Annotated in this window: 22 protein-coding genes; 18 read left to right on the forward strand and 4 right to left on the reverse strand. The window is 39.5% G+C overall.

The window, feature by feature from the left end:
* The first annotated feature begins 47 nt into the window (after positions 1–47).
* The 5 genes from FZC79_RS15645 to FZC79_RS15665 all read left to right on the forward strand — a co-directional run bounded on the left by FZC79_RS15645 (position 48) and on the right by FZC79_RS15665 (position 3,255).
* Entirely contained in the window at positions 48–692 is a 645-nt protein-coding gene (locus FZC79_RS15645) for a DUF3108 domain-containing protein (RefSeq protein WP_148947708.1), read from the forward strand.
* Between the two features lie 34 nt (positions 693–726).
* On the forward strand, positions 727–1,284 hold the full coding sequence (locus tag FZC79_RS15650; protein ID WP_148947709.1) for a GNAT family N-acetyltransferase: 558 nt from the start codon (positions 727–729) through the stop codon (positions 1,282–1,284).
* 64 nt (positions 1,285–1,348) lie between these two features.
* Complete coding sequence (locus tag FZC79_RS15655; protein WP_148947710.1) at positions 1,349–1,582, forward strand: hypothetical protein; 234 nt, start codon at positions 1,349–1,351, stop codon at positions 1,580–1,582.
* Between the two features lie 47 nt (positions 1,583–1,629).
* A complete protein-coding gene (locus FZC79_RS15660) occupies positions 1,630–2,637 on the forward strand; it encodes a phosphotransferase family protein (protein WP_148947711.1) in 1,008 nt (335 codons plus the stop codon).
* A gap of 117 nt (positions 2,638–2,754) precedes the next feature.
* Entirely contained in the window at positions 2,755–3,255 is a 501-nt protein-coding gene (locus FZC79_RS15665) for a hypothetical protein (RefSeq protein ID WP_148947712.1), read from the forward strand.
* Positions 3,256–3,493: 238 nt separating this feature from the next.
* On the opposite strand, the gene FZC79_RS15670 is transcribed toward FZC79_RS15665, so the two are convergent.
* From FZC79_RS15670 to FZC79_RS15680, 3 genes are all read right to left on the reverse strand, one after another.
* Positions 3,494–3,973: a DMP19 family protein gene (locus tag FZC79_RS15670; RefSeq protein ID WP_252183356.1), complete on the reverse strand. Its 480-nt coding sequence runs from the start codon at positions 3,971–3,973 to the stop codon at positions 3,494–3,496.
* An 11-nt stretch (positions 3,974–3,984) separates the two neighbouring features.
* Complete coding sequence (locus tag FZC79_RS15675) at positions 3,985–4,164, reverse strand: hypothetical protein (protein WP_148947713.1); 180 nt, start codon at positions 4,162–4,164, stop codon at positions 3,985–3,987.
* Positions 4,165–4,701: 537 nt separating this feature from the next.
* The gene (locus FZC79_RS15680; RefSeq protein ID WP_148947714.1) at positions 4,702–5,001 is read right to left on the reverse strand and encodes a hypothetical protein; all 300 of its coding nucleotides are present in this window, start codon (positions 4,999–5,001) and stop codon (positions 4,702–4,704) included.
* Positions 5,002–5,178: 177 nt separating this feature from the next.
* Here FZC79_RS15680 and FZC79_RS15685 point away from each other — a divergent pair, with 177 nt between their 5' ends.
* The 11 genes from FZC79_RS15685 to FZC79_RS15735 all read left to right on the forward strand — a co-directional run bounded on the left by FZC79_RS15685 (position 5,179) and on the right by FZC79_RS15735 (position 15,190).
* Positions 5,179–5,553, forward strand: a complete 375-nt coding sequence (locus tag FZC79_RS15685; protein ID WP_148939930.1) for a nucleotide excision repair endonuclease — start codon at positions 5,179–5,181, stop codon at positions 5,551–5,553.
* 119 nt (positions 5,554–5,672) lie between these two features.
* Positions 5,673–6,626 carry a DUF2268 domain-containing protein gene (locus FZC79_RS15690; protein WP_148947715.1) on the forward strand — a complete coding sequence of 318 codons (954 nt, stop codon included), beginning with the start codon at positions 5,673–5,675 and terminating at the stop codon, positions 6,624–6,626.
* A gap of 194 nt (positions 6,627–6,820) precedes the next feature.
* The gene (locus FZC79_RS15695; protein ID WP_148947716.1) at positions 6,821–7,387 is read left to right on the forward strand and encodes a sugar O-acetyltransferase; all 567 of its coding nucleotides are present in this window, start codon (positions 6,821–6,823) and stop codon (positions 7,385–7,387) included.
* A 144-nt stretch (positions 7,388–7,531) separates the two neighbouring features.
* Positions 7,532–8,551: a C45 family autoproteolytic acyltransferase/hydolase gene (locus tag FZC79_RS15700; RefSeq protein WP_148947717.1), complete on the forward strand. Its 1,020-nt coding sequence runs from the start codon at positions 7,532–7,534 to the stop codon at positions 8,549–8,551.
* Between the two features lie 216 nt (positions 8,552–8,767).
* A complete protein-coding gene (locus FZC79_RS15705) occupies positions 8,768–9,772 on the forward strand; it encodes an LLM class flavin-dependent oxidoreductase (protein ID WP_148947718.1) in 1,005 nt (334 codons plus the stop codon).
* 461 nt (positions 9,773–10,233) lie between these two features.
* Positions 10,234–10,545: a hypothetical protein gene (locus FZC79_RS15710; RefSeq protein ID WP_252183357.1), complete on the forward strand. Its 312-nt coding sequence runs from the start codon at positions 10,234–10,236 to the stop codon at positions 10,543–10,545.
* A gap of 321 nt (positions 10,546–10,866) precedes the next feature.
* Positions 10,867–11,379, forward strand: coding sequence for a hypothetical protein (locus FZC79_RS15715; protein ID WP_252183358.1), 513 nt, complete (start codon positions 10,867–10,869; stop codon positions 11,377–11,379).
* A 16-nt stretch (positions 11,380–11,395) separates the two neighbouring features.
* Complete coding sequence (locus FZC79_RS15720) at positions 11,396–12,436, forward strand: DUF1835 domain-containing protein (RefSeq protein ID WP_148947721.1); 1,041 nt, start codon at positions 11,396–11,398, stop codon at positions 12,434–12,436.
* A gap of 21 nt (positions 12,437–12,457) precedes the next feature.
* Positions 12,458–12,838, forward strand: a complete 381-nt coding sequence (locus FZC79_RS15725) for a nuclear transport factor 2 family protein (protein WP_148947722.1) — start codon at positions 12,458–12,460, stop codon at positions 12,836–12,838.
* A gap of 36 nt (positions 12,839–12,874) precedes the next feature.
* A complete protein-coding gene (locus FZC79_RS15730) occupies positions 12,875–13,633 on the forward strand; it encodes a class I SAM-dependent methyltransferase (RefSeq protein ID WP_148947723.1) in 759 nt (252 codons plus the stop codon).
* 627 nt (positions 13,634–14,260) lie between these two features.
* Positions 14,261–15,190 carry a serine hydrolase domain-containing protein gene (locus tag FZC79_RS15735; protein WP_148947724.1) on the forward strand — a complete coding sequence of 310 codons (930 nt, stop codon included), beginning with the start codon at positions 14,261–14,263 and terminating at the stop codon, positions 15,188–15,190.
* 42 nt (positions 15,191–15,232) lie between these two features.
* Here FZC79_RS15735 and FZC79_RS23880 read toward each other — a convergent pair whose 3' ends face one another.
* Entirely contained in the window at positions 15,233–15,358 is a 126-nt protein-coding gene (locus tag FZC79_RS23880) for a hypothetical protein (RefSeq protein ID WP_262372146.1), read from the reverse strand.
* Between the two features lie 247 nt (positions 15,359–15,605).
* Between FZC79_RS23880 and FZC79_RS15740 the strand changes: the two genes are divergently transcribed.
* Positions 15,606–16,250, forward strand: a complete 645-nt coding sequence (locus FZC79_RS15740) for a 2OG-Fe(II) oxygenase (RefSeq protein ID WP_148947725.1) — start codon at positions 15,606–15,608, stop codon at positions 16,248–16,250.
* A 149-nt stretch (positions 16,251–16,399) separates the two neighbouring features.
* Positions 16,400–16,876 carry a DUF2975 domain-containing protein gene (locus FZC79_RS15745; protein ID WP_148947726.1) on the forward strand — a complete coding sequence of 159 codons (477 nt, stop codon included), beginning with the start codon at positions 16,400–16,402 and terminating at the stop codon, positions 16,874–16,876.
* Positions 16,877–16,963: the final 87 nt, after the last annotated feature.

Below are 16,963 nucleotides of genomic sequence, written 5' to 3' on the forward strand. Positions count from 1 at the left end.
GGGAATTTCCCTTGCGGTGTTTCTATAATATTTATTGGAGGCTGGAAATGGCTAAAACAAGTTTGCCCAATCTTAATGGAAATTTGTTGACTGAGTCTTTTGATGAAAAAGAAATTTTTCTTATACAAAATGGAAAAGAACACAAGGCAGGAACAACAACAGAGAAGCTGAAATACATCGAAGTGAACGGACACAAAGCAATTGAGAGAGTGCAAACATTGTCATCCCCTATCATTGGCAATAGAAAAGGCGTAACAGTTGTGGATAGACACACTCTTAAACCCATATCGTTTACAGATTTTGTTGATGGAGTTCAAAAACATAAAGCGCTATATAAAAATGACGCTGTACATATAACAGATGATAATAATAGAGAATCGGTCCAAACTCTCAATCATTCTTTTGATACATTTTCAGTTGAAATGATACTTAGAGTGCTGCCTTTGAAGGAGGGTTTTTCTATAGAATTTCAAGGATTTAATCCTGCTTCTGCTTCAGCAGTTGATATCTATGTTGAGACAGCTGAAATGGAAAGGGTTAAACGAAACTCTTTAGAAATGGCCAATGCCTGGAAAGTCAAAACATTCTATGGGGAAACCCTTCAATACTATTGGATTGATAACGTCCAGAGAGAGCTGCTGAAACAATCATCTGATATTGGGGAAGGGATCACAATGGAATTCCGCAGATAAAATTTAAGAATTTAATCAAGGAGGAGAGAGCTGAATGATTTATAATAAAGTAAATGAAACGATAACGAGCAGGCGGCTGGTTTTAAGGAGGTTTCTGCCTTCTGATTCGTCTGAGGTTGCGAGGCTTTGTAATAACTTTAACTTATACAGAAATACGATGTACCTTCCATATCCCTACTCAACACAAGATGCGCTGTCCTGGATTGAGTCTCACTCTCTTAATTTCAGGGAGGATAAATTATATGAATTTGCCGTTACTGATAAGGGTACGGGGACTCTCTATGGAGCAATAGCTCTGTCAAACAATCACCATAACCGTCATGGTGAAATCGCTTATTGGATCGGAGAAGAGTATTGGGGAAAAGGGTATGCGACTGAGGCAGCGGAAACTATGCTGAAATACGCTTTTGCTGAGAAGAACTATCATAAAGTGTTTGCCCGTCACTTTGGTTCCAATCCATCTTCAGGCAGGGTATTGAAGAAGATCGGGATGGAGAAAGAAGGGGTACTTAAAGAACATATAGTGAAGGACGACCTCTATGAAGATCTTTTTTACTATGGAGTAATGAATCCTGGCAGCTTTAAGGACTAAGACAAGTGTTTAAACGAGATGACTGACTTTAGAAACTGAAAAAGACTTAATAAGGAGGTTTCCTATGGAATTCAGATTGCCGGACAGCATAAAAGAAAACTTTTGGAAGCTGTTCTTCATTGTTATGCTATTCGTTAGTATCAAGACTCTCTTTTACGATTGGGAAGTTCAATATTACGGATTTAATGAACTGGATGACTATGGAAGCTTATCCTTCGCCCTCATCGTGGGAGCTTTGGAAAGTGCATTGATTACAGTGTTTTTGTTATGGGTGTTCAGTAAGCTCTTGAAGAGATGATTCCTTAGTAATACTAATAAATATAAAAAATCAAGGTGGATAAAATCATGACGAATAGAGAGATGAAGGATACTTTAAAGAAGCTTTGCCTCCATTGCCGGCTCGGTGAAATGAATGAAGCTCCAGCTTCAGTTTCAGGCGGGCTTTTACATAAAATATTTGCAGTAAGAACAACGAAAGGCAAGTATGCAATAAAACTATTAAATCCTGAGATCATGAAAAGAACTGACGCACCCGGTAACTATAGGAATTCAGAAATTATCGCCAGTTCATTAGGGAGGAAAGTTCCCGCGCTTTCCGCCAAGGAGATCGATGGCTCTCACCTGCAGAAGTTCCAAAATCATTACTACCTTGTGTATGGCTGGTTAGAAGGTAAAACAAAACCGCTAAGCGAACTGGACTTTAACGACTCAGAAACAATCGGAGAGCTGCTGGGAGAAATACATACCGCAGATTTAACAGAATTGAACATAACAGATAGCCATTCTCATAGTAGTAGGGTTATCGATTGGGATTTTTACTTAAGGAAAGGGATAGAGAATAATTCTACCTGGCTTTCTTTATATTCTACAACTATCGAGTCGCTTTATAAGTGGAGTAAAAGCGCTGCTGAGGCAGCTGAACAACTTTCTGATGGCAGGGTAATCAGCCATAGAGATTTCGACCCCAAAAATGTTAGGTGGACTAAGACTGGCCCGGTGATCATTGATTGGGAATCCGCTGGTTTCATTCATCCTATGCAAGACTTGTTGGAGACTGCACTATATTGGTCTGAGGATGGGGAAGACGGCATACAGAAAGAAAGGTTTTTTGCTTTTATCAGCGGTTATCAGAAACATGGGAAAGAATTAAGTTCCAACTGGAAAACAGTACTTGATGCCGGCTTTTCAGCAAAACTCGATTGGCTGGAATACAATTTAAAGCGTTCTTTATGGATTGAGTGTGGAGATAATGAAGAGCAGCAGTTGGGGACAGAGCAGATATGTGAGACAATCGATGCGTTGAGAAAATATGAGGAAAAGATTCCACTATTGTCAGGATGGTTAACAGACTGATTAAATTATCTGCTGGTTTCACCGCGCTCCACCGCTAAATGGAGCGGCTTGAGCCAAAAAATATTTTTACAATTCTAATCTTACTAAAGAGAGTAATAAGAAAAGGAGGGATTCACCATGAAGTGGTCCATACTGCAATTCCTGGCTGTCTCTCTCATTATTATCGTAATGTGGACCTTGGAAATCGTCAGTGAAAACTTAAATATACAGACTTCCTCAGGAGGGTGGACAGCTGTTAACTCACCTCTTCTAACGTTTTTAATGATTGTCTTGATAATGACATCAATTTATCTAATTTTTGTCTTTGAGGCAAAAAAAGAAAAGCCCATTTTCAGATACAGTATATGGTCGCGCATGCCGTCAATTCTTGTTGGTGCAGGAGTTTTATCTGGAATTTTATTTATCATGGGAGGTACAATCGGTCCTTTGATGGAATGGGTCAGTCAGTGGCGCTTCCTGCTCTATGTTTTTTTGATTTATTTTCTCTTATTAATATTCTTGTTCATTTTTTCAATTGAACTTAAAAGACAAAAAGGGTCGCAAACCGTTGAAAAAACCGTGCATATTTCGTTTGTATGGACTCTTGTCCTGCTCTTTGCTCTGTTTTTCCTGCTGTGATGGAAGAATAGGAGAAGTGAATTTCTCTTAATACCTGATAAAACTGAAGGAGGAATGGAATGACTTCAAATTCATGGACATCTTTGGGAGTCCTAGAATAATGATCTACATAGGGTATTGAGCTGTTACAAGAATACTGAGCAAATTAATAGGGAAATTACGCAGGGTTCCATTAACTTGTGAAGAGTACCGCGTTTCACGGAAATCACATTTTTTGTGAAACTTGAAGTGAAGAAATTCAATTTTCCAATACTTCTATTAAATCGGTGTGTATTTTAACAAGATGAGCTTCTAATAATTGTGCTAAACGCCCATTTAGTTGGTGATAATCATTATCTGCTTTTTCAATAAGTTTATAAAATTCATGTTCTATACTTTCGTCCGTTTCTAAAGCTAAGTATAAGTGCCACAATGGATCCAGGTGCTTTTTCACAATCTCGGCATAATCATCAGCACCGATTTTTTCAAGAACGCCTGCAAGGTCAATCCTATACTTCCTTATGCCTGCTTTTTTAATATGATCAGAAAACCACGTAAGGAACATTTCATGCCCGCCGCTTTCCAGTTCTGCAAAATAGTGAAACACAATGAAAGATTCATATATGGTTTCCTCTTCTGAAGGAAAATCATGCTCGCATATCACTTTAGTAACAGCATTCCATATGCCATCATTATTCATTAACCCTTTTCTTTTCATTTTAGGCTTCAATTTATCCACTTCACAATCCGCTATTTTTTAATTTCACCTTTGTAAAAATAACCCGTTAATGCTGTAATTAAGCCTGCTGCAAAGACAATCTGTACAAGACTAGAGGGAGGACTTGAGTCCCATTTGGTTAAATTTTGAAAGAATAGGCTTACTATCATTAATGTTATTCCTAATAACATTATTTTAATTGGTTCCTTCACGAGTTATCCCTCATTTCCACTACCTCTATGGATCTTTTTCTATCCTGATTTTACCACATTTCTAACTGTTCCTGGTTTGCAAATGTTTTCGAATATTTGATGCAGTTGAAGAAATTTTTTGAGTAATTCTTAAATATTCCCGATTGAAAAAGATCTGCCGCGGGTAGAAATATTTATACATTCAGGTATTAAATATGTTTAGTTCTCTTAAGAGGTTTAAGAGTAGCATGGTGGTTGAGGTTATTTTCGCAGAGTAAGAGTAATTTTTCTAACACGGTAAGATAAGTTTTTTGAAGGATGATTGGGAGGCAAGAAAGATACCTTTGAGGCAAAACTAGATACTTTTGTCTGGATGAATTGGAGAGAGAGGTTTAAACAGGCGTTGGAAGTTCGTTGAATGTGAAGAGAAATCAGTTTTTGAGGTTATGTACAAGTCATACTTTCTTATAACATAGCTGTTTTCATCTGTGAAAAGAGAAGAGAGACATCGAGTTAGGAATAGATTCCAATTCGGTGTCTCCCTCGGTATAGCCCTATCTATCTTTCCTGCCGGCTCTCAGCTTCCAGCCTTTCCATTTCTGCGTGAGTCTGAGGAAATCCGTTTGCCTGCCACTCTGACCGGTAAGCTGAATCTAGCTTGGTGAGGCCTTTTTCTGCATCTTCCATGTCAGCATTGACACTTTCCTGAACATCGATTTTTATGCTGTCTCTCATATCTGTATCTGGATAGACTGAGAAGTTATTCTTCTTTCTCTTTTTATACATCGCAGTGGCCAAAGCGGCGCTGCCTGCTGAAACAAGCGAACCCATAATTAGATTCTTTGCCATTCTATTCATCAGAATCCCTCCAGTTTTAAGAACTTTTTCTGATTAATAGTAAATACCCCTTTATCCGGATATTATACTGGGATATATTCCCTTATAAAAAAATTACTATTGGCTAATCCTATTTGTGTTAGCATTCCCGGGCCATCTATGGTACCATTTACCTTTACAGGAAAAGGACGTGAATTTATGATTAAAATTGAACTGCCTAAAGTGGATGTATCCATTACAGAACGACAGCAGGCTTCACAGGAAAATGAACCGGTGATCAAGTCTGTTGAAGGCTTTATCGACCTCCATGAAATACCAAGAGACAAGGGCGGCATGATCTTGTTTTATAACATTAATGACGAGCTGCTTTTCGTTGGGAAAGCCCGCAAGCTTAGACAGCGTGTAAAGAAGCATCTGGAGGACAACGTGTCTCCATTGAAGCCTCATAGAGAAGAAGTGTACCGCATTGATGTAAGCTTCGTGGAAGACAGCATGGAGCGGGAAATCTATGAAACGTACATGATCAACACATTACAAGCTAAGTATAATGTGGACAAGGTGTTTTATAAGTAAGTATGAAAACCAGGACCTTTAAAGGGGTCCTGGTTTTTTATGCTAAAAATCACAAGAATTGAAACTAATTACCATTCTGGCTCGTATTTATCTTACATACTAAAAAAAGAGGTGTCAAAATGGCGAAAACGATCAACCTGTTTGCCGTCATGATCATCATTCTAGTGGGATGTTCAAATGAAGAAGCGGTACCGGCTCAATCAAAGGTAAATATTCTTAAGGAAGGACAAGCCTTCAATCTGGTTCCCCTTTATGAAGAGGTCCTGGATTATGCTAATAGTGTCGAGGAACAATCCGGCCTCACAGCTGGTGAATATTATACAAGAGTGACACAGCCTTTCCTGGATTATGCATCCTCAGAAAACAGCAGTCTTAAGGGAGGCATCGATTACTCTTCATATTTCTATCCTACAAAGAAGCCTGAAGCATTAGCAGAAACTGCCAGAGAACTATTAAAACTGCAAGAGGATATCAATAAAGCGATTGAAGATAGCCTTGGAAAATCCGCCAATAGTCTTCCTGGGGGAAAGAAAACGATTTTTATAAAACCCGCAGCCCCCGAGGATACTTTTACAAAGTATATGAAAGGGGTAGGCGCTGTGACATTGAGCAAGGATGCAATCCTGCTGATTCTGTCTCCATCTTATGAAGAGGAAATGCTTAAGTATGTGGTAGCCCATGAATATTACCACTCAGTGTTAATGGAAAAAGATGATGAAGCGGGCTTCACGTTATTGGAAGGAATCATTTTTGAAGGAAAAGCCGAATCTTTCGCTTCCCGTTTGTATCCTAAAGTGAAAGCACCATGGACAGAGCCGCTTACCACTGAAGAAGAAAATACTGTGTTGAATGTTCTAAAAGAAAATATGGAATCCACGAGCATTGAGCTTTATAACGAGTTTCATGAAGGCAATTTCACAAAAGGTCTGCCTATTTGGTCCAATTATAAGATTGGATATAAAATTATGGAAAGCTTTCTGGCAGAGCACCCTGACATGACAGTTAAGGAATGGACAATGGCTGAAGAAACAAAGATAGTCAAAAACAGTTCATTCAGTTACTTGCTTCAATAACCATTTCCATGAGCTGTTCCTTACTAGATTGGAAAAAACAATGGTATGCTCTTTACTCATGAAACTCAAGTTCCCTTTTTCCGGGAGGGAACAGACCTCCATTACTATTACTAGAGCAAGCTCATTCCGTTTTTAAGCGGTACAGTTGCTTTCTATGATCACCCTGTTAATTTTTTTTGAAAGGAGATGAAAGAATGAGAACTGAAAAAGAAAAGATGCTGAATGGTGAGATGTACGATCCAGCTGATCCCTTGTTAACTGAAGAACGTGAGGAAGCCAGGAAACGCGTGAGGCTGTACAATCAAACGACAGAGACTGAAGGAGAGAAGCGTGTGACTATGCTGAAGGAACTCCTGGGATCTACCGGAGAGACGGTCTATATGGAGCCGAATATTCGTTTTGATTATGGATACAACACTCATGTCGGTGAAAACTTTTTTGCTAATTTTGACTGCACCATCCTGGATGTCTGCGAGGTGCGATTTGGCGATAACTGCATGCTGGCGCCGGGTGTACATATTTATACAGCAACACACCCCCTTCATCCTGCGGAGAGGAATTCAGGAAGGGAATATGCTAAACCTATAAGCTTTGGTGACAATGTTTGGATTGGCGGCAGCGCAGTGATCAATCCTGGTGTCTCGGTGGGCGACAATGTGGTTATCGCTTCCGGAGCGGTAGTTACGAAGGATATACCGGATAACGTGGTGGTTGGAGGTAACCCCGCCAGGATCATTAAGGAATTGGATATATCTTCATAACCCAAGAGAACCCATTTCGAAATGAGATGGGTTTTCTCTTATTGACAGTCGGTCTTATTGAAGCAAAAAAGAACCGGAAAATTGAGAATGAATGACTTATATTTATCCTTATAAGTAATCAAGTATTATCAGGGAGTGGTTTCAATGTCAAACTTTGAAGTAAAGGTGCTGCAGACCAGGGGCAGTTCTTATCATATCGGCCAAAAAACAGCTGATCAGGTACGTGATCTCTCCATATTAAACATCTTGAGATCAATAACAAAACAAGAGATCAATATAGAGGAAATGAAAGCTATCTATAAAACTTATGCCCCCCATCTCCTTGAAGAGCTAGAAGGTTTATCAGATGGGCTGGGAATTTCTTTTGAAAAGGCCGCAGCCCTGTTTAGCGGGTACGATGTTCCTAAGACAGAAGCTATGGGCTGTTCGGCGTTTATGACGGACGAATTTTATGTAAGAAATTACGACTTTGCGCCAGCTTTGTATGACGGCTTATTCAGCCTTGTACAAGGAGGAAATGTATTAGCATCAGCAGGGTATAATCTTCAACTGATAGGAAGGCATGATGCTGTGAATGAAAAAGGCCTCGCTGCAGGACTTCATTTCGTCAGCTATGATAGTTATACAGCAGGTATCTCAGCTTGGACAGCTCTACGCATGGTTTTGGATAAATGTTCTTCGATGGAAGAAGCCATCCACATGCTGAAAGAACTTCCTCATGCTGCCTGCTACAATTTTTCTATAGTTGATGAAAAAGGTCACCGCGCTGTCGTAGAAGCAGCACCGGAAAAGGTGAAAGTCCGTAAAGGAGAAGAGGCTGCTGTCTGTGTTAATCACTTCGAGGATAAAGAGTTGCTGAATAAAAACCGTAGTACTTTGGAAGGTTCAATACAAAGGCGCAATCACTTGATGAGCTTAAGAAATTGTAACATTTCGCATGAGCAGGCGTTCAATCATTTTTGCAGCAAACAATCACCGGTGTTCTTTAGGGACTACGATCAATTATTTGGCACACTTCACACGTTTTCTTATGGGTACGAAGAGTCACGGATTCTCACCGCTATCGCCCAAAGCGGAAAGGTCCTAGACATCAACTTTAGGGAATGGGTGAGAGGAAAGGATGTTCCTATCAATTCTATGGAAGGATTTATAGAACAGCTTTGAAGTGAATCTCAGCATCAATTCTTTGACAATCTAAACTGTAAATAATACTATTACAGTATTGATAAAAAAGCTTAGACAACGTTTAAGCTTTTTTCACATTCCCAACTGTAACTTCTATTTTTACATTTAATAGGTAAGGATGTTGCAGACGTACTTGGGCATATTGAAAGCATGATTTCCACGTTTTGAATTCTGAAATAGAAAGGAAAATTTTTCATGACAAATATAAATATTCCTGTTTCCGTATTGAACCTCGCCCCAATCAGGAAAGGGCAAAACTCTAAGGATGCCATTGATTCCATGGTGGACCTTGCACAAGCTGCAGAAAAGATGGGTTACACCCGTTATTGGATAGCTGAACACCATAATACCGCTACACTTGTTAGTTCCGCCACATCCATTTTAATCAAGCACACATTGGAGAACACAGAAACCATCCGGGTAGGCTCAGGCGGCGTCATGCTCCCAAATCATTCACCTTTGGTTGTTGCAGAACAGTTTGGAACAATGGCTACCATTTACCCTGACAGAGTGGATCTGGGGCTTGGCCGGGCACCCGGCACCGATATGATGACTGCCAGTGCTTTAAGAAGGTCATCCTCTCAAGAGAATGTCTACACTTTCCCGGATGATATCCAGCAGCTGCTGACCTATTTCGGCCCTGCTGAGGGGCAGGGGTATGTAAAAGCATACCCTGGAGTGGGAACGAACATCCCGCTTTATATACTCGGATCCTCTACAGATTCCGCCTATTTAGCAGCTAAACTAGGACTGCCATATGCGTTTGCAGCTCACTTTGCGCCAAGACATATGGAGGAAGCCTTATCGATTTACAGAAGACAGTTCCATCCTTCAGAGTATCTGGACAAACCCCACGCAATCATCTGTTTGAATGTCATCGCAACGGAAACAGATGAAGACGCGAAGCTGCAATCTACGACTATGCAGCAATTCTTCCTGAATGTTGTACGAGGCACTCAGAGTCCAATGAGTCCGCCTGTCGAGGATATGGATGCTGTGTGGACTCCTGGTGAAAAGCAAATGGCTGAATCCATGACGAGTGTCTCGCTAATGGGCAGCAAGCAGACCGTGAAAGAACAGCTGACCAGCTTCCAGGAGAAGTATGATGTCGATGAAATCATGGCGGTTTCTTATATTTATGATCAGGAGAAACAGAAGCGGTCGTATGAAATCTTTAAAGAAATTGTGGATGGAAAATAAAGTAAGATCAAAACAGCTCAATTATAATATTGAGCTGTTTTTTTATGTCTATCTTTCATTCGAAATGTTATTTTCTCCTCTATAAAGACTAAGTCCTCAGTAATTGTTTCCAGGTGTAATATAGAGACTGTAAGCTGGTAAAGAGCCACATGAAGTAAACACTGCTGCAAAATCATCTTTAGGCCATCTAAGAAGGTGTCAGATTCAACTAATCTATAACACATTCTTAAAAAATTAAATGAATTATGAAACTTTTTACAGTTTTAAACAGTATAACAATTAAGGACACTATCATAAATCACCGAGGAGGGATCATATGGGGCTCATTTATATCTTGTTAAGCATCTTATCATCAGCCATGTTTTTGTATTATTGGGGAAAGTCAGGTTATGACTGGGGAACGACAAATGACGATGCGAAGTAATTCAATACATAAAATAACACAGTAGAAGGAGATGCATATGAAAAAGAATATTATAGGCACAATCATATCAGCAGGGGTTATCGGCATTCTGGTGTGGATAGCTGCTATGGTTTTATCCATTTCATATATGGATTGGAGCTTCTTTATCGGGCTTGCCATTTCAGTAGTGCTGTTTTTCTTCAACAGCAGCGGAGGAGTCCTTTCAAAAGGTGCAACGCTTGATGCAAGTACCGCAGGATGGAAAGTTCAGCCAGATAACGAATTGAAAGCGAACGTTGGATTTGTATTTTTTGGAGCCGTTCTTTACACAATTGTTAGTTTCATCATGATGATTATCACGTATTATTAAGAGGCTGTTTTCTCATATATTGTTGCTTTCGGAGTAAGAGTAGTTCTTTACTTTTCGGTGGTACCAGATTTCCCCCCTTTTAGTATTGTTATTTTTCGGAATTAGTATCGAATAGCAACAAAGTTTACAAAAAGAGCGATTAAGAAAAGAAAACGACTTGACTCATGCCAAGTCGTTTTTTCATTAACTTACTTTCACAGCACAAGGAAAACCACTATGTTATTCCAACACTATTAAAGATTCCATCGTTCTAAGGAGGACATCGCGGCTTTCATATGGAATGGTAAATCAAGCTAAACAAAAATTCGGGAGGGGATTCTTGTGGGCTGGAAAAAATGGCTGATAATCTTGATCTTTCTGCTTTCGGGCTGCAGCTCGAGTCCAGATTTCAAAGTTTATGAAGGGAAACCTTTAAGTATCGCGGTCATTGGGGAGCCCCCGGAAGTCAGGGAAGAAAATATCACCTTCTCGGAAGTAACATTTGAGGACCTGAATAATCTAAAAAAACTGGATCATGATGCTGTTTTTATTACAGAAGAAAACCTTAAAGAAGCTTCTGCAGGTAATTATGAAGAGACTTATCTCAATTCGGACATCCCCTTCTTTTTTTTAGAAGCTTGGAGTCATATTCCGTTTACAGAAAGAGAAAGTGAGATGGATCAGAATTGGAAGTGGTCTCCAGGAAAAAGCTTTGCAGTGGGGATTCTTTCGTCTGGAGAAGATGATTCTTTAAACAGCTGGGGGTACAGTCTCTATAATGATGAAAAAACGGATGAGACTGTTGACGAGGTTTTTTCAAGAATCTTCACTACCATCGAGGAGCTGAATCATTAAAAAGGAGCTATGAAAAATGATAGATGAGTTTAAACGAATCTTAAAAAGCACTACAGAAGAGGAAGCTAAATCGCTGCTGCTTCAAACTTTATATGGTATCCACATGAATAAAGAGGTTACCGAGTATACCGATTCGGATTTAGCTTCCGACGTAAAAAGGAGCTATAATGATTTTCTCCAATATAAAAGAAAGCAAGCCACTGAACAGCGCCATGACTATAAGTCTTACCATATAGTTTTTGGAGACTCGCCGGCTGGCAGCCTGAAACAGGCACTAAAAAAGTTGAAATTGAATGAAGAAGAAAGAGTGATTTCTTTTTCCGACCTTTTTTCCATCGGACCGCTTACAAGGCTGGAGGAAGCAGAGGGTGTTTTGGCAAGGCGTGAATGGTTTGAAAACCATATAATCGTGGATGATGATTTTTCGAGTGATTATCTCTACACTTTCAATAAAACAATTAAGGAAATTAGAGAGATTCCTAGTAATGCGGTCATATCGATATGGGCTGGGGAGAACGCTCATGAGCAGGCAGGTTTAAGGCTGGTAATGAGACTGCTGAATGGAAGATCAAATGATATTCAATTAATTAATTCAACCGAACTTCATAGAAACCTTTTCAATACTTCAGAAATACAGTATCAGCTTTTACATACTGGAGAAATCTCTCCTGAACAATTAATCACTATGTACAAAAAAGGACAGAACACCCAGCCTTTAACTCCTGAGGAAAGAGGATCTCTTGAGAAAGAATACACAGAACTCTCCTCAACGAATGAAGTCCTTCGTATTTGGCAAGGAGATTCTATCAAAAGTGTGGAGGAAGGGTACTTCGATGACCTCATCATTCAAACCGCAAGAAGGTTGTTTGCGAAACGAGGAAGTGATGAATTCATGAAATCTGCCAGATTAATCGGAGAACTGATCGGCCATCTCAATCAATATGTCGGTGACCAATTTTTCGAATATCGGGTCAGGCATTTAATTTTAAATGGAGTATTCGAAATCAAAGGTGTTCCTAAAGCGATGAGGTTCTATAGTATTCGATTCAAAAAGTAAATCATTGAAAGGAAGAAGCTTATGAATGATAGAGTAACGAATAAAGAAAGAGCGGTTTCATTTTTAAAATTGATAGTATCCAACAAGGTATCAAAAGCCTTTGATGAACATGTCGGTGCCCGCTTCATCCATCATAATCCTTATTTCCAAGGAGATGCCGATTCACTGATGACTGCCATGGAAGAGAATGCTGCTGAGAATCCTGACAAGGTTATCGAGGTAAAGAGAGCGGTGGAAGAGGGAGAAACCGTTGTCGTACATTCTCATATCAAGCAAAATTCAGGAGACCCGGGAGCAGCTGTTGTTCATATCTTCCGCTTTAGCGATGACAAAATTGAAGAACTGTGGGATATCGGGCAGCAAGTACCGGAGCAATCTCTTAATGAGAATGGAGTATTTTAGTAGACATACTTTTCAGTAGAAAGCCGAGGAGATAAAATGAAGGTGGATGTGGTGAAGCAAAACAAAGATAGCTGGGACAAGGTGGCACATCATTTTGATGGAAAAGATGCACTTCCGAGTTACGGTCCTTATGCACAAACAGAAGATGAACTAGGACTGTTCGGAGATGTGAAGGATAAGAAGATTCTTGATATAGGTTGTGGAAGCGGACATTCTTTGCTGTACATGGCAGAAAAGGGTGCAGGAGAACTGTGGGGTTTAGACCTTTCACAAGCACAGATCAGTACAGCTGGGAACACGTTGAAAGGTAGTGATGCAAAATTATTCTGCACACCAATGGAAGAGGATATAGATTTGCCGAAGTCCTATTTTGATATTGTTTATTCGATATTTGCAATCGGCTGGACATCTGACTTATCAGCGACCTTCCGCCTGATTTATTCGTACCTGCAGCCAGGAGGATCCTTTATTTTCAGTTGGGACCACCCCCTGTATGCACACTTAGCAAGTGAAAATGGAGAACTCCGATTGAAAGGGTCTTATCAGGAGGAAGGAACGATCACTTATCCCCATTTCAAAGGAGAAGATGCTCCAGTCGTCATTCACACCAGAAAAATGAGTACCTATATCAATGAGTTGATAGCTGCAGGATTCACCATTGAAGCCGTTCACGAGAGTGATGTTTCCCGAAAATTTGATTCGATCCAGGAGGAAGTATCCGACCGCTATTATTCTTTAAACAAAGCAAGGAGATTTCCATCCACTATGATCATTAAAGCCAGAAAACCTCACTGAAAATAGAAAGGTACTTAACTCGGAGTTTTCTTAGAAATTGTCTGGGGAACCGTTTTGGCAGCATCGCTATTTGAAGATTCGGTCTTGTAAAGGGGTGCTATTACATCATCAATCTACTATTAGGTGAGTTTTGATGCTGTATAAGAGCCCTTTTTACATCATCAAACTACTATTAGAGGAGTTTTGATGCTGTATAAGAGCCCTTTTTACGTCACGAAATCCATATTAGACACTTTTAATGCTGTATAAAAGCCCTTTTTACATCATCAAGCCACTATTAGATGAGTTTTGATGCTGTATAAGGGTCCTTTTTACATCACGAAATCCTTAATAGACAGGTTTTAATGCTGTATAAAAGCCCTTTTTACATCTTCAAACTACTATTAGATGAGTTTTGATGCTGTATAAGAGTCCTTTTTACATCATCAAACAACAATTTGAGAAGTTCTGATGCTGTATAAGGGTCCTTTTTACATCACGAAATCCTTAATAGACAGGTTTTAATGCTATATAAGAGCGCTTTTTACACCATCAACTTACTATTTTAGAATTTTTGATGCTGTGTAAAAAAAAGGGGAAATATTGATAGGCTGATTAGAAAGACGCTGGAAGGGGAGCAAAAAACAAGTGGATAAGGAACTGCTCAATCGCTTAGAGAAGAAAATTAAAGAGATCAAAGTTGAGGCTTTTATCATCAACCAGGGAGAGAGGCAGATTTTCGAGTATTCTAAAAACAAGAAAGTGAAGGAAAAACCGTTTAAAGTGTATTCCATCACAAAGACAATTGTTTCCCTGTTGATCGGCATTCTCGTCGACAGAGGGATGATCTCTTCCCTCGAAGCACCGATACACAACTATTTTCCCGAGATTTTAAATTCTAAGGATTCTCTGAAAAAAGAAATTACGATCCGGCATCTGCTGACCATGACATCAGGTATGGAAGTCAACGAGCTGGAAGGAAATAAAGATTGGATAGAGACCGTCTTAAACCAGCCACTGTTATATGAACCTGGGACCACTTTTCAATATAGCTCCGGGGATTCTCACCTGCTGAGCGGGATTGTACAAAAAGTCTCAGGAATGACTGCTGCCGAGTTTGCTGAAGAAAACCTTTTTAAACCTCTTAACATCAATGAATACAGCTGGTTGACGGACCCTGAGGGGGTCCATATTGGAGGGTTCGGCATTAGAATGAAGCCTGAACAGTTGATGACATTGGGGTATTTATTACTGAATAATGGTGAGCATCATAACATAAGAATTGTTTCTGCAGAGTGGATTCAGCAGATGACAACTCCTTATAAAGAAACAAAGACAGAAGAGCAGGGGACATATGGGTATGGTTATCAAATCTGGACCTATACCAGCTCCCATCACAATCAGCCTCTTAGCTTCTATTGTGCGAGCGGAATCTACGGCCAGAATATTTTCGTTGTACCGAAACTGAAGCTGGTGGCTGTGGTAAAAAGCCAGCTCAAGCTTGAAGACCACGGACTTCCGAGGAGCTATTTCAAAGAGCTTTTGCGGGGTTTGGAAAACAAAGTGGGGACAACTTAAAGACCAGGGGACAGAACCTCAAATTTCTGCCCCCCTATGAACTTACTTCCTCTTTTGAGCTTTCAATTTATTCATTTCTAATTCTGCAGCATACTCTTCCTGAGATTTCCCTTGTTTGGCTGCCTCTGATTGAATCTTCCTAAACTTGTTATCATTTAAATTCGGCATCTTAACACCTCCTTATAGTCATAGATATTATGTACTCAGAATTTACGATTATTCGCCATGAAAAAGACATATTCCCGATGAAATAAAGATAGTCAAAACTCTTTGAACAGTGTAAAATTAATTTAAATTTCTGAAGCTGCTGAATTTGCAGGACATTAGGATAATTCTTGTTCTATCTCAATTGCCGCGTCCAGCATCGTGAGAATTCTAATTATTTCGAATTTAACAGATTAGAGGTAGATGAAAGTTGACAATTGAAACGCCAAACGCTGTCCTCAAGGAACAAAGTATTTTTCATCATACAGGGAATAGAATCATAACAGAAGACAGAGAGATTCGTATTATCGCAAAAGTGGAAGAACCGCTGATAGTCGTATTGGGAAATGTCCTAAGCGATGAAGAGTGCGATGCCTTGATTCGTTTATCAAAGGATAAAATGAAGAGATCCAAAATTGGACACACCCGTGATGAAAATGATATGAGAACAAGCAGCAGCACCTTTATTGAAGAAGGTGAAAGCGAAGTTGTGACAAGAGTGGAAAAACGGATCGCACAAGTCATGAATGTCCCTTATGAACATGGAGAAGGACTGCAAATGCTTAATTACAAAATCGGCCAGGAATATAAAGCACATTTTGATTTTTTTAAAAATGCAAGCAACCCCCGTATCAGCACAATGGTCATGTACTTAAATGATGTTGAAGAAGGAGGAGAAACATACTTTCCCAAATTAAATCTTTCGGTTTCTCCTCAAAAAGGCATGGCTGTTTACTTTGAATATTTTTATGATAATCAGGACTTGAACGATCTTACTCTGCATGGAGGCGCCCCTGTCGTGATTGGTGATAAATGGGCTGCCACTCAATGGATGAGAAGAAAGCAAGTGAAATAATGTATAACGTAAAACACCAGCAATCTGTTATCAAGACAGAATGCTGGTGTTTTTTTATCGGTCAATCACGAAAAATGATAATAATTTATTGTTATTCAATAAATTATAAGGTATTATAAAAGGAAATAATGACCAACGAGGTGATTTTTGTGAAATTTACTGCCACACTCTATTTAAAGGCTGCCGTCTCTTTTATTGGCTTGTCTGTGCTCACTCTTTGTATCTTGTGGCTGCCCTGGCAAGCAGGAGAATTAGCTCTGACGTATCCTGAATTTTCATATTTGCAATATCCTTTGTTAATTGGATTATACATGACAGCACTGCCCTTCTTTTTCGCTTTGTATCAAGCATGGAAACTGCTGATTTCTATTGATCGAAACCAAGCATTTTCAGAATTGGCTGTAAAGCGGTTAGTACTCATCAAATATTGTGCAGTCACCATTTTCGTTATTTACCTGGCCGGTGAAATTTTGATTATCAGCCAGAATGCGGGCCACCCTGGTATTGTTTTGATGGGCTTGATCATAATGTTTTCTTCCATAGTGATATCCATCTTCGCTGCTCTTCTTCAAAACCTTTTAAAGAACGCTCTTGAACTTAAGGAAGAAAATGAATTAACGGTCTAGGCGGCATAAACAAGAAAAATACTTGATACCGAACTTTCAGAAGGGGAAGGAATTATTATGACCTATGTATCATAAAAAAATTGGAAA

Origin of the sequence: Rossellomorea vietnamensis, assembly GCF_008180615.1 — a bacterium.
Taxonomy (GTDB): domain Bacteria; phylum Bacillota; class Bacilli; order Bacillales; family Bacillaceae_B; genus Rossellomorea; species Rossellomorea vietnamensis_D.

Coding starts and splice junctions, on each gene's coding strand:
- FZC79_RS15645 (WP_148947708.1), top strand. CDS start 48: ATGGCTAAAACAAGTTTGCCCAATCTTAATGGAAATTTGTTGACTGAG.
- FZC79_RS15650 (WP_148947709.1), top strand. CDS start 727: ATGATTTATAATAAAGTAAATGAAACGATAACGAGCAGGCGGCTGGTT.
- FZC79_RS15655 (WP_148947710.1), top strand. CDS start 1,349: ATGGAATTCAGATTGCCGGACAGCATAAAAGAAAACTTTTGGAAGCTG.
- FZC79_RS15660 (WP_148947711.1), top strand. CDS start 1,630: ATGACGAATAGAGAGATGAAGGATACTTTAAAGAAGCTTTGCCTCCAT.
- FZC79_RS15665 (WP_148947712.1), top strand. CDS start 2,755: ATGAAGTGGTCCATACTGCAATTCCTGGCTGTCTCTCTCATTATTATC.
- FZC79_RS15680 (WP_148947714.1), bottom strand. CDS start 5,001: ATGAATAGAATGGCAAAGAATCTAATTATGGGTTCGCTTGTTTCAGCA.
- FZC79_RS15685 (WP_148939930.1), top strand. CDS start 5,179: ATGATTAAAATTGAACTGCCTAAAGTGGATGTATCCATTACAGAACGA.
- FZC79_RS15690 (WP_148947715.1), top strand. CDS start 5,673: ATGGCGAAAACGATCAACCTGTTTGCCGTCATGATCATCATTCTAGTG.
- FZC79_RS15695 (WP_148947716.1), top strand. CDS start 6,821: ATGAGAACTGAAAAAGAAAAGATGCTGAATGGTGAGATGTACGATCCA.
- FZC79_RS15700 (WP_148947717.1), top strand. CDS start 7,532: ATGTCAAACTTTGAAGTAAAGGTGCTGCAGACCAGGGGCAGTTCTTAT.
- FZC79_RS15705 (WP_148947718.1), top strand. CDS start 8,768: ATGACAAATATAAATATTCCTGTTTCCGTATTGAACCTCGCCCCAATC.
- FZC79_RS15710 (WP_252183357.1), top strand. CDS start 10,234: ATGAAAAAGAATATTATAGGCACAATCATATCAGCAGGGGTTATCGGC.
- FZC79_RS15720 (WP_148947721.1), top strand. CDS start 11,396: ATGATAGATGAGTTTAAACGAATCTTAAAAAGCACTACAGAAGAGGAA.
- FZC79_RS15725 (WP_148947722.1), top strand. CDS start 12,458: ATGAATGATAGAGTAACGAATAAAGAAAGAGCGGTTTCATTTTTAAAA.
- FZC79_RS15730 (WP_148947723.1), top strand. CDS start 12,875: ATGAAGGTGGATGTGGTGAAGCAAAACAAAGATAGCTGGGACAAGGTG.
- FZC79_RS23880 (WP_262372146.1), bottom strand. CDS start 15,358: ATGCCGAATTTAAATGATAACAAGTTTAGGAAGATTCAATCAGAGGCA.